Origin of the sequence: Vibrio sp. CCB-PB317 (genome assembly GCF_022808245.1) — a bacterium.
Taxonomy (GTDB): Bacteria; Pseudomonadota; Gammaproteobacteria; order Enterobacterales; family Vibrionaceae; genus Vibrio; species Vibrio diabolicus.
In genome coordinates, this window is the sequence record NZ_JALGNU010000002.1 from 617,009 (window position 1) to 629,245 (window position 12,237).

Here is a 12,237-nt window from a genome sequence, read left to right on the forward strand (position 1 = left end):
ATTTTAGCTCTGGTATTTGGTTTTCATCCTCAGTGCGACGTTAACCAAAGCAATCAGAACGGGAACCTCGATTAGCGGACCAATCACGCCAGCGAATGCTTGATCGGAGTTCAGGCCAAATACAGCAATGGAAACCGCGATCGCCAGCTCGAAGTTGTTGCCCGTCGCCGTAAAAGCAATGGAGGCATTTTTATCGTAGGGGATGCCCATTCTCTTCCCGATAAAGAAGCTGGTAAAAAACATCAATACGAAGTAGATCGCTAGTGGGACTGCCACGCGGAACACATCCATTGGTAGCTGTAAAATCATCTCTCCTTTGAGGCTGAACATCAGCACGATGGTGGCGAGCAAAGCGATCAAAGTAATGGGTGAAATTCGAGGAATAAACACATCGTTGTACCACTTCTCACCCTTTGCAGCGACTAACCATTTACGACTGAGAAAACCAGCGAGGAACGGAATACCTAAGTAAATCAATACGCTTTCCGCAATGTCTCCCATGGAAATATCAACCACAAAACCTTCATAGCCAAAGAACGGTGGAAGTACGGTGATGAATAGCCAAGCCATAACGCTGTAAGTCAGAATTTGAAATGCGCTATTTAATGCCACCAAGGCCGCGCCATATTCTTTGTTGCCGCCGCCAATATCATTCCACACTAAAACCATAGCGATGCAGCGTGCAAGGCCAATCAAAATAATACCGACCATGTAACCTGGATGATCACCAAGAAAGGTTAAAGCAAGAACGAACATCAGGATTGGGCCGATGATCCAGTTCATAACCAGAGACAGCGTGATGGCTTTTTTATCTCTCGTTACCGTTCCCAATAGACCGTAGTTCACCTTGGCGAGTGGTGGGTACATCATCAAAATCAAACCAATGGCGAGTGGTACGTTCGTACTACCAACTGACATTGCTTCGTTCCATTCTGCTACTTGCGGGTAGGCTGCGCCTATCCCCACGCCGATGGCCATTGCGACAAAGATCCAAACCGTTAAGTAGCGGTCAAGAAAGCTCATTTTTTCGCTGGCACTATTTAAAACTTCAGTCGTCATAGTGGTCTCTATTCGTTTATCGTCGAAAGGCGATATATAAGGTTATAGTTTATCTTTGCGCGCATGGAAAGCGCGCAACGTGTCTTAGCTAAATAAACCGGAAAATTGAGCGTTAAACGCGTTCAGTTTTTCACGTTGAATGCGGTAACAAACCTTTGGCGGGTTAGGTTCTGCACTGATAAACCCTGCCTGTTTTAGAATACGTAAGTGTTCTGATACGGTCGATTGCGCTAAACCTAACTCAGAGACTAAATCGCTATTTAAGCAGCCGCCCATAGTGTCTAAAGTGTGAAGAATATGCAGAATGCGTAAGCGAGCAGGATGAGACAGCGCTTTTGCTTGAGCGGCGAGTGCTTGCTCTTTATCCAGTTGTTTTTGTGTGGCTTCAAAAGCAAATTCGCATGTTTCGCTGCATTTGTTGCTCATGAGCAGACCTTTATAGTTAATCGTCGAATTACGATTAAGTGTACGTGTGCTTTTTATAAGGCGCAACTGTTGGCAGTAAAAAAGCAGAACTTAAAGATACGACGAATTGGGGGGTGTGGTATCAGGAGCTAAGTTCTGCTTGGGGGTTAGGTTATGAGCAATTTTCTATATTTCCTGCTCGCTAAATCAGTATGGTGAAAAAAGGGGAGGCGAAAAAGAGAGTAGATTTCTTCGCTTTATTCCTGATAAAACCGAATTGGTGGGGTTTTCCTACAATATAGGTACGAAATGTTAGTAAAAGGGGAACAAAGTGTTTGGAAGTTTTCTTATTTTATTGCCGCCAAGTTCAGTAAAATACGCCTATTGAATGGCCTCCTAGAGTTAAGGTGCGTGCGGTGTCTGATCTCAACTTATTTCGTTATTACCAACGCTTGCTCTCTTTTGGTGTTGGTAATGAAGCAAAAACCACGCTGCAAGAAATCGCCGATTTATTGTTTACTTCGCCTCGTCATGCGCGCAGTTTGCTGGCGCAGATGCAAGAGATAGCGTGGTTAAGTTGGCGACCAAAACCGGGACGGAACCAGCGTTCAACATTGTTGTTAAACGTTGAACTCAGCGCGCTAAAAGAAAGCCTTGCACTAGAGCGAATCAAGCTTGGTAAGTACGAGAAAGCGCTGTCGATTCTGGATGAAGATGAAGCTGCATTTGGGCGACTCCTCAAAACAACGTCGGGCGCATCGGTAAAAGAGGGGCGGCTCAATATTCAGCTGACCTACAAACGCATGTTCGAGCGTGTGGTTCCGCATCAACTGCAGCGAAGTAGTGAGCGTTTTTTGCTTCGCCAAATTTATTGTTGTTTGGTTTCGAGCGATTACAACGGGCAGGTGCAGCCAGAGCTGGCTCATCATTGGCGTTATGATGACAGCTTGTACGAATGGACATTTTATCTTCGTCCGGGTCTGACTTTTCATAATGGCAACCCAATTGATGCTGAAACGGTTGTCAGTTTGTTCGCCAAATTAAGCTCTTTGGAATACTACGAAAAAGAGCTGGCGCATGTTGCCAACATTACGGCACTTAATCCATTGAAGGTTGTTTTTAAGCTTAACCGACCTGACTTGGGTTTTGCTGGACTTATTTCTGGCGTGAAATATGGCATTCAGCCCGTGAGTCAGGTGAACGTTGCTAACAACAAGTTGGTGGTGGGGAGTGGTCCATTTTCCGTCGTTGAGCACAGTGAAAACCGTTTGAAACTGCAAGCGTTTGATGGCTATTACGCGTGTCGAGTATTAACGGATTTTGTGACGATATGGATCGTCAACGATGAACAGATGGAAAATCCATCGCTTGCCGCAAACACATTGCAACCAGAACCTGATTCTGCTGATGACATGTGCAGCCACTATATGTCGACGCCAAACAGTGAAGTATCACCAGCGAGTAAACGCAGTCGAACGGAAGACGGCTGTTTGTTCGCACTGTTTAACCATCATGCAAAGCACGCTTTGTCTCAGGCCCAGCGCCGATACATCAGTGAATTGATTCAACCTGAACTGCTAGCTGACGTGATGCGTAATGAAAACATTATATTTGGGAGCATACCTGCTTATAACTTATTGCCTAACTGGAAGCCAGTGTTGCGCCCCTTTGGAGATGCGGTCAAGTTGCCAAAGCTGATCACCATCGCAGGGTACAATTACACGGCGCTACGCCGGTGCGCACGAGCGATTTCTTCGTGTTTAGAGCGTGCGGGCAGCCGAGTGGAGATCGTTATGTACTCCTACCGTGAACTGAGCGAGAAAGCCAAAAACGGCACGCTTGATGAGACTCTGGTTGTAACCAATATCAACTTGGACGATAACCGTCATGCGTCTGCGTTTAGCAACTTCTTTAGCAATACTGTGCTTTACCACACCTTAGGGGCGCAAAATGCGGCGTGGTTGGATGCTCAAATGGAAAATGTCCGCGCATTCTCACCGCTTGAAGATTACCTGAGCGCGTTAGAGCCGATTGCGTCCACATTGATTAGCGAATATTGGATTGCACCTATGTTTCACCATACTCAGACGCTACGTTTTCAAGGGGTCTTGGAAGATGTCGCACTCACAAACTGGGGATGGCCAGACATACGATCCGTTTGGTCTGCGGACTGATCAAAACCGCCTGAATGGCGGTTTTTTTGTGTCTGCAATTTGGTGAAAGCCAGTGACGTTTTTATTTTTTCTAGCCAACAAGTGTGATGCTTATCTACGTTTGAGCGCGAGTGATCAAGAAACGGCCCGAAATGAACTTTGAAATTAATCACGAATTATATCGAGTCAATAGGTCTAATGTGATCTAATTTAAATAATGTAACTTTAAGAATATTTTCGAGAAGGTGATTGTATTCAAAATTCGTCTATTGACTTGTTGCTCAAATAAAATTTGTAGATTTTTTACGTGTGGGATTTTTGAGCTCTGTCCATTTAAACAAATTGACAGGCTTTAAAGTGTGACTCGAAGCGCAAAAGTAGCTCGGTTGCGCGGTTGGGACTCTGTTATTGATAATTAACCCATCAGATGACGAACTGTTGATAGGGTTAAATATGTTGTACGAGTTAATCGACCACGAACTAGTAGATGTAATTAATGATCGCGCTTACCAATGGCAAGATGCGGTTAAAAAGACAACGCAATACCTAGAAAATAAAGGTTACGTCTCCCAGCATTATGCTGATGCAATCATCCGTTCAACGGAAGAAAACGGTCCTTACTATGTGTTATGCCCTGGATTGGCAATGCCTCATGCCCGACCTGAAACTGGTGTTTTAAAAACAGGCTTAGGCATTCATATTTTCCCATCACCTGTTGATTTTGGATCGGATCTCGGTCCGGCCAATATTCTTATTACCTTAGCTGCGAAAGACTCTGATACCCACATTGAGGTGATTCAAGCGTTGAGCGAGATGTTTGTGGATGAAGAGAACATTGCAAAACTGGCACAAGCCTCTTCCAAAGAACAAGTGCTAGACATAATAAAAGCATACTAAAAGGAACATAACGTGAAAGCAAACATGCGAGCCAATGTGCAAGCCTTCGGAGGTCATTTGACCGCCATGGTGCTGCCAAATATCGGAGCCTTTATCGCTTGGGGCTTTATTACTGCACTCTTTATTCCTACGGGCTGGATGCCAAACGAAGCCTTTGGCGAACTCGTGGGGCCAATGATCACTTACTTGCTGCCACTTTTAATTGGTTACACTGGTGGTCAGATTGTTGGTGAAAAACGCGGCGCGGTAGCGGGGGCTATCGGTACGATGGGCGTGATTGTCGGGGCTGACATACCGATGTTTGTTGGCGCAATGATCATGGGCCCACTGAGTGCTTGGGTTGTGGTGCAAGTGGATAAACGTATTCAACACCGCATCCCTTCTGGTTTTGAGATGGTGGTCAACAACTTCTCGTTGGGTATCGTCGGTATGTTGTTGTGTTTGTTCGCCTACGAGATTGTTGGCCCTTCAGTCACCGCAGCAAACTTGTTTGTGAAATCAGGCATCGAAGCGTTGGTTGCGACGGGTTTCCTGCCTCTGTTAGCGATCATTAACGAGCCTGCGAAAGTGCTGTTCCTAAACAATGCTATCGACCAAGGTATTTATTACCCACTAGGTCTGCAAGCGGCCGCAGAAACGGGCAAGTCCATCTTCTTTATGGTGGCGTCTAACCCAGGCCCTGGTCTTGGTATGCTGCTGGCCTACGCGAAGTTTGGTCAGGGTTTGTCTAAACGCTCTGCGCCAAGCGCCATCATCATTCACTTCTTTGGTGGCATTCATGAGCTGTACTTCCCATATGTACTCATGAAACCAATCATGATTGTGGCAATGATTGCTGGTGCGGCGACAGGCATCGCAACCTTCAACCTATTTGATGCCGGTTTGGTCGCGGGTCCAAGTCCAGGCTCTATCTTCTCTTACCTTGCTCTTACTCCGAAAGGTAGCTTCATCGCGACCATCGCAGGTGTGACAAGTGCAACGATTGTCTCTTTCTTGGTAGCAAGTGCGATTCTGAAGGTGAGCAAATCAGAAGAAAAAGAAAGCGAGTTTGAGAAGTCAGTTTCTGACATGAAAGAGATGAAAGCGGAAGGCGCAGTTAAGCCAGTTGCAGCTGCTACGACGCAAGAACTAAGCAAATCAATTTCATTCGTCGCATTCGCTTGTGATGCAGGTATGGGCTCTAGTGCAATGGGCGCTTCGACCTTCAAACGCAAGCTAGTACAAGCTGGGATAGAGATTGAAGTGAAGAACTTTGCCATCGAGAAAGTCCCGAGTGAAGCCGACATCGTCGTGACGCACGAGAGCTTAGAAAGCCGCGCAGTCAACGCGACAGGTTTACCAGTCGTAACGATCAAGAACTTCCTCAACGACCCAGCGCTTGACGAGCTGATGGACAAGATTAAGCAACAAGCGGTCGCGACTGAGCAACCAGCCTAACAATGCAGTTTGGGGCGGCAGGTATCGCCCCATTTAGGAGATAAATCATGGTACAAACAACGGCAGCGGTTATCTGTGGTGAGAAAAACGTTCAACTAAGAACTTTTGATTTGCCAAGCATTTCAGCCGATGAACTTCTGGTTAAAAACATTTCAAACAGCATTTGTCTATCCACTTACAAAGCAGCATTGTTAGGTAGCAAACACAAACGCGTTCCTGAAAACATTGACGAAGTGCCAGTGATGACAGGTCATGAATACGCAGGTGTGATTGTTGAAGTCGGTGAGAATCTAAAAGACCGATTCAAAGCTGGCGATTACTTTGTTCTGCAACCAGCAATGGGTTTGCCTACTGGTTACTCAGCGGGTTACAGCTACGAAACCTTTGGTGGCAACGCGACGTATTCCATTATTCCTAAAATCGCTATCGACCTAGGCTGCGTACTGCCTTACCACGGTGACTACTTTGCAGATGCGTCTTTGGCTGAGCCAATGTCTTGCATTATCGGTGCGTACCATGCGAGTTACCACACTACGCAATACGTGTACGAGCACGATATGGGCATCAAAGAGGGCGGAGCATTAGCGCTACTTGCGTGTGCTGGCCCAATGGGGATTGGTGCGATTGACTATGCGATCAACGGCCCTGTAAAGCCAAAACTGATCGTGGTGACGGACATCGACGCCGCGCGTTTAGACCGAGCTGAAAGCCTCATTCCCGTTGCAAAAGCCAAAGAGCAGGGCGTTGAACTGCACTATGTGAATACCGCTCAAATCGACGATCCGGTCGCGTATCTCAAAGTACTCAACGGTGGCAAAGGCTACGACGATGTAATGGTCTACGCGGCGGTTGCTCAAGTGCTAGAACAAGCCGATGAGCTGTTGGGCAACGACGGTTGCTTGAACTTCTTCGCAGGCCCTACCGATAAAAAATTCAAAGTACCGTTTAACTTCTACAACGTGCATTACGAATCAACGCACATTGTGGGCACATCTGGCGGCTCGACCGGTGACATGGTGGAATCTATCGACTTGTCTTCACAAGGTAAGATCAATCCATCGTTCATGATCACGCACGTTGGTGGTCTGCAAGCTGCGCCACATACGATCTTGAATCAGCTGGATATTCCGGGCGGTAAGAAGTTGATTTACCCACACATCGACCTGCCATTGACCGCGATTGATGATTTCCTATCGTTGGCAGACCAAGACCCGTTCTTCGCCGAATTAGACGCAATTTTGAACGCGAATAACTATGTGTGGAACGCACATGCAGAAAAAGCGTTACTTGAGTTTTATGACGTGAGCTTAACGGTTTAGTTGCAACGAATTTGTGTGGTAGCCTTTGCGCTGCCACATAATGGAGAGGTCATAATACGTTGTCACGTGAAGACGAATTACTGGAGAAACTGGACGAGTGCGAAAATGCGACTGCGTTTCTTCAGGTTTCTAACAAAATAATTAACCTCAAGTTAAAAGCATTACTTCCGAGCGTGTTCGTCCAAGACGATCTGGTGAAGGAGTATGCTGTGGATCCTTTATTGAAAGAAGATGGTCCGTTGGTGACGACCGATGTGGTATCGAAGCTGATGTTTGCGATGGGCAAAATCTCTTTGGAAACTTACGCCGATATCGGATTGTACGATCAGGTCTTGGAGTACGTGGTTAGCCAACCGGAGAAAGTCGAATTCGCGGATGACGTGATTTATGATTTCATCAAAAACCAAGCGGTACTCTCTTCTCAGCAAGACAGCTTTTATCTTGAATCGATCAATCAGCTTAAGTTCTCTTCGTTTGAGTCCTTTTCGCAAATGAGATACGAATCTCTCATCAAAACAGTGTTGAAGCTGTCATGTGAAATGTTGATAGAAAGAATCGAAGGGGAGATCAATCAATAAGGGTTCACCATGAAAGTGAATTTAAACGTCAGTGGTTTTGAAACCGAAGCTACCTTTCCTGATGCCGACGTAAAGCGAATCCATCAACCTCTTATCGAAAAATTTACCCGCCTATATCATGAGAAGCAGGAGCGCATTGTGGTGTTCTTGTGTGCCCCTCCGGGTAGTGGCAAGTCAACCCTTGCTGCGTTCTGGGAATACCTCTCTGAACAAGATGAAAACCAAGAGCCACTTCAGGTTCTGCCTTTTGATGGTTTCCACTATCCAAATGAGATCCTCGACAACAATACGATTGAACGAGATGGCGAGCTCGTGCCTCTGCGCAGTATTAAGGGATCCTATCAAACATTTAATCTGACGGAGCTTATCGACAAGCTGAAACAGCTTAAAGTGAAAGACAGCAAATGGCCTTACTACGATCGCAACTTACATGATCCTGTGGATGATGCCATTCAGGTTAAACGCAATATTGTCGTCGTCGAGGGCAACTGGCTGCTGTTAGATGAACCAGTATGGAAAGAACTGCATCGCTTGGCCGATTTCACCGTCTTCGTAGATACACAGCCTGAGTTTCTACAAGAGCGTTTAGTCAATCGTAAGATTCGTGGTGGTACAGAGCCAGAAGCTGCATTGGAGTTTTATTTGAACTCAGATGCCGTAAATGTAGATAAGGTTTTAAATCACTCGATTCCAGCGGATCTCACGCTGTTTCTGAATCAAAACGGTTCGTTCGAAATTCGATAATTCGTCCACAACTTAGGAGGTCACCATGGATATCGTCGTTGATAGCCACACCCATACTATTGCCAGTGGACATGCTTACAGCACCATTTTAGAGAACGCATTGTCCGCCAAGAATAAGGGGCTAAAACTTCTTTGTACCACCGATCATGCTCCCGAAATGCCAGGAGCCCCTCACTACTGGCATTTCAATAATCAAAGAATTTTGCCCCGCTTTTTACACGATGTAGGTATTCTCCGTGGTGTCGAAGCCAACACGCTGAATGTGAAAGGGGAGATAGACTTACCATCGTCTTCTGACCAACATCTTGACTGGGTGATTGCGAGTTTCCATGAACCCGTATTCAAGCCCGCAACCGAAGCTGAGCATACTGCCGCTCTAATAAATGCGATTAAAAGCGGCAGAGTGGATGTTCTTGGTCACTTAGGTAACCCAAATTACCCATTCGATATGGAACAGGTGCTGCGCTGCGCGAAAGAGCACAATGTTGCGGTTGAAGTTAACAATACATCTTTGACAGGCAAAAGCCGTAAGGGCAGTGACTCCCGTTGTGATCGCATTGTCGAGCTGGGCAAAGAGATTGGCGTTTACTTCAGTACCGGATCTGATGCGCACTTCTGTGAAGAGATCTCTAAGTTAGATTTGGCGATTGCTTTGCTGGAAAAACACGGTGTGGAAGAAGAGAAGATACTCACTACGTCGACGAGCCGATTCTTGAACTTCTTATTGCTGAGAGGTAAGGCGAGGATTCCAGAGTTTAAGGATTTTTACTAAGTAAAATCCTAAACACATTAAATGAAGTATTTTCTTATACAGCCCTAAAACCCGCCAAGCTGCGGGTTTTATTCGTTTTGGGGAGGCGTAGAACAAACAACGCGACTGTGATTTAAAGCGTGAAAAGAAGAATCAATGAAAAAGGGAACGAAGGCCATAATTCGAGAATATTATAGGACGAGCGGGAATTTTATTGCTCTTAATCAGTCATAAGGTTATGAGCCGCTTTTTGTGTTCCGCTGTTCAATAACGAGCGATAACAGGCGAACAAGTAGGGACTGAGCTTCAGGAGACAGCAAGCGTGCAACGGCAATTAGATCATCCGCTGTTACGTGTTGAACGTCTCTTATATCCAATGCGATGTCGAGATCGGTCAAATGCAGAGAGCGCAGTATGGAGCGATATTGGGAAAGTTTCAGGTCGGATTCTCCACGCTCTATCCGTTGATACGTTTTCACGCTCATCCCTGCGATGTTTGCCATTTGTTCACGGGAGAGGCCACTCGCTTTTCTTCTCGCAATCAGTGCTTCAATAATAGGATCGACCTGCATGTGCTCTCCTGAAAGGACAGTTTTGACCTAAATAAAGCAAGAAGTGGACCAGTTTAACCATCTCATATTTACCTGTTTTGCAATCAGTATAAGAATAGCTATCTAATAAAAATGTACATATTTTAGTCAGTTATAAACTCAATGGAAAAGTATCAATCATACAAATCAATCGAGACAAAATCCTCAATTCGCAAAATGCAACGCATTTTAGATCAATTATTTAGCGAGCTTAATAAGCAGCATCGTATCACTAAAGAAAATGTTGTCGCTCTGACTCGACAGTCTCAACAGAGGTTGATGAACTACAAAGAGCTTTATCTTCATAAAGAATCGATAGGTGAGGTAGAGTTGCAGATTGCGTATGAAAATATGAGTGTGACTGAGAAGCAGGTCGCGGATATGGGCGTTTCAGCATTAACTTATATCATCGGAGCGTTAGATAAAGCGTATTAATAGAATGGGCAAGCTAGCTTAGATTTAGACAGTTTGGATAACACCAAAAAGAAAGGATGCAAATGCTGGGGAACCACACCCAGCATTCGGACACTCATTTACCTATAGTTTCGAACCGTAAATCAGTGTTTAGAGGTATGTGAACCGAACAGTGTCGGTACGCAGCGAATAATAGCGATATTGTCCGATCTAGGCTACGCCCCTGGAATCTAACACCTTTACTTGAACTGTAAATTAATTTGTACACCCATCCAAAATTGAGCGGTTGAGCACGTTCTTACTCTCATTAGGCGATAAAAGACTGATTAGTGATGAAAATAACAACACATCTTAGGTGAATGAGGAGAGTTGTTAAAATATATCGCTATAAGATTGACCTTTTGCTTTTCAATCGTCCTGCTTATGCCTTACAATCTTTTCGAACCAAATCCATTCACAACGAATGGGGGTTGATGAATTAAGATGAACAATTTTGCTTCGAACCCAAAGTTGTGCGCATTTCATCAACGATGACATCGCCCAAAACGACTCTCAAGTGTTCATGTGCAATTGAATTAACCACCTTTTGCTGCATGTTTTCTTAGCCATATAGGGTTCTTGTAACCAAATTTTGGCTGAGTAGAGCGTTTTGTTGGGTGTGCTTTGGATGTAGCACAACTGGCGAGAAATAAACGGATTGAATTTAGAGGTATTAACCGTGAACCTAAAACTTGTCGGCAGTTCCTTGATCGTTGCAGGTACTGCTCTTGGCGCTGGTATGCTTGCTATACCAATGGTGCTTGCTCAATTTGGCCTCCTCTGGGGCACTCTTCTTATGTTATTTATCTGGGCTGGGACGACTTACGCTGCGCTGCTCCTTCTTGAGGCCAGTTGCAAAGTAGGCGGCGGCGCGAGCATGAATGCAATTGCTCGCGAAACGCTAGGTAAAGGTGGCCAGTTGGTAACCAACAGCTTGCTTTACGCCCTGTTAGTTTGTCTATTGATGGCTTATATCATTGGTGCGGGTGATCTCGTACAAAAAGTAACAGCCTCAATTGGGCTGCCAACATCTACGATCGCAAGCCAAGTCGGTTTTACTCTTTTAGTCGGTATCATTGTTTCGGCAGGTACAGGAGTTGTAGATAAGCTTAATCGCGGTTTGTTCCTAGGCATGATCGTGGCGTTGATCCTGACACTTTTTGCGCTTGCACCAAGCGTCTCGTTTGAGGGACTTGATGAAGTCGTGAGTGACGATAAGATGGCGCTAATTAAGACAAGCTCGGTGCTTTTCACCAGTTTCGGTTTTATGGTCGTGATCCCATCGCTTGTAACTTACAACAAAGAGGCGAGCAAAACACAACTGCGTAATATGATTATCGTGGGTTCAACTATTCCGCTTGTTTGTTACCTATTATGGTTGTTAGCAGTTGTCGGTAACCTACCACCTCATGAGCTTGTTCAATACTCCAATGTAACAGAGTTAATCTCGGTATTAGGTCAGCAATACGAAGGTTTGGAGTTTATCCTATCCATGTTCACTGGGTTAGCACTGCTAACGTCGTTCTTAGGTGTGGCAATGGCGCTATACGATCAAAATGCAGACTTACTGAAAGCAAGTAAGCCAGTGATTTTTGTTACTACTTTTGTGCTACCACTACTAGGTGCTGTGTTTGCGCCAGAACATTTCTTGGCTATTCTTAGCTACGCGGGGATTATTCTTGTGTTTCTCGCGGTCTTTGTCCCATTATCAATGACAATGAAAGTGCGTCGAGTGCCAGTAGAAGATGACAATATTTATGAAGCTGGTGGTGGCGTAATGGGAATGAGCATGATCTTCCTGTTCGGCTGTTTCTTGCTGTTTGCCCAAGCAGTATAAAATCACGCTAGCTG

General features: G+C 45.3%; 12 protein-coding genes. 9 read left to right on the plus strand and 3 right to left on the minus strand.

The window, feature by feature from the left end; genetic code table 11:
• Positions 1-3: 3 nt before the first annotated feature.
• Both arsB and MTR11_RS11900 read right to left on the minus strand, forming a co-directional pair.
• Entirely contained in the window at positions 4-1,059 is a 1,056-nt protein-coding gene (gene arsB, locus MTR11_RS11895) for an ACR3 family arsenite efflux transporter (RefSeq protein WP_005391233.1), read from the minus strand.
• An 84-nt stretch (positions 1,060-1,143) separates the two neighbouring features.
• Positions 1,144-1,485: an ArsR/SmtB family transcription factor gene (locus MTR11_RS11900; protein WP_145472108.1), complete on the minus strand. Its 342-nt coding sequence runs from the start codon at positions 1,483-1,485 to the stop codon at positions 1,144-1,146.
• A gap of 395 nt (positions 1,486-1,880) precedes the next feature.
• Here MTR11_RS11900 and MTR11_RS11905 point away from each other — a divergent pair, with 395 nt between their 5' ends.
• The 7 genes from MTR11_RS11905 to MTR11_RS11935 all read left to right on the plus strand — a co-directional run bounded on the left by MTR11_RS11905 (position 1,881) and on the right by MTR11_RS11935 (position 9,364).
• The gene (locus MTR11_RS11905) at positions 1,881-3,638 is read left to right on the plus strand and encodes an SgrR family transcriptional regulator (protein ID WP_243327616.1); all 1,758 of its coding nucleotides are present in this window, start codon (positions 1,881-1,883) and stop codon (positions 3,636-3,638) included.
• A gap of 432 nt (positions 3,639-4,070) precedes the next feature.
• Entirely contained in the window at positions 4,071-4,514 is a 444-nt protein-coding gene (locus MTR11_RS11910; RefSeq protein ID WP_005391226.1) for a PTS sugar transporter subunit IIA, read from the plus strand.
• A 12-nt stretch (positions 4,515-4,526) separates the two neighbouring features.
• Entirely contained in the window at positions 4,527-5,951 is a 1,425-nt protein-coding gene (locus MTR11_RS11915) for a PTS mannitol transporter subunit IICB (protein WP_272165520.1), read from the plus strand.
• Positions 5,952-5,998: 47 nt separating this feature from the next.
• Positions 5,999-7,270 carry a zinc-binding dehydrogenase gene (locus MTR11_RS11920; RefSeq protein WP_243327617.1) on the plus strand — a complete coding sequence of 424 codons (1,272 nt, stop codon included), beginning with the start codon at positions 5,999-6,001 and terminating at the stop codon, positions 7,268-7,270.
• A 59-nt stretch (positions 7,271-7,329) separates the two neighbouring features.
• Complete coding sequence (locus MTR11_RS11925) at positions 7,330-7,848, plus strand: MltR family transcriptional regulator (RefSeq protein ID WP_005435522.1); 519 nt, start codon at positions 7,330-7,332, stop codon at positions 7,846-7,848.
• 9 nt (positions 7,849-7,857) lie between these two features.
• The gene (locus MTR11_RS11930) at positions 7,858-8,592 is read left to right on the plus strand and encodes a nucleoside/nucleotide kinase family protein (RefSeq protein ID WP_243327618.1); all 735 of its coding nucleotides are present in this window, start codon (positions 7,858-7,860) and stop codon (positions 8,590-8,592) included.
• Positions 8,593-8,617: 25 nt separating this feature from the next.
• Entirely contained in the window at positions 8,618-9,364 is a 747-nt protein-coding gene (locus MTR11_RS11935) for a phosphatase (RefSeq protein ID WP_243327619.1), read from the plus strand.
• Positions 9,365-9,579: 215 nt separating this feature from the next.
• Here MTR11_RS11935 and MTR11_RS11940 read toward each other — a convergent pair whose 3' ends face one another.
• Positions 9,580-9,915: a helix-turn-helix domain-containing protein gene (locus MTR11_RS11940; protein WP_104972794.1), complete on the minus strand. Its 336-nt coding sequence runs from the start codon at positions 9,913-9,915 to the stop codon at positions 9,580-9,582.
• A gap of 141 nt (positions 9,916-10,056) precedes the next feature.
• Here MTR11_RS11940 and MTR11_RS11945 point away from each other — a divergent pair, with 141 nt between their 5' ends.
• Both MTR11_RS11945 and MTR11_RS11950 read left to right on the plus strand, forming a co-directional pair.
• Positions 10,057-10,368: a hypothetical protein gene (locus tag MTR11_RS11945; RefSeq protein WP_243327620.1), complete on the plus strand. Its 312-nt coding sequence runs from the start codon at positions 10,057-10,059 to the stop codon at positions 10,366-10,368.
• A gap of 697 nt (positions 10,369-11,065) precedes the next feature.
• Positions 11,066-12,223, plus strand: a complete 1,158-nt coding sequence (locus MTR11_RS11950; protein ID WP_006742085.1) for an amino acid permease — start codon at positions 11,066-11,068, stop codon at positions 12,221-12,223.
• Positions 12,224-12,237: the final 14 nt, after the last annotated feature.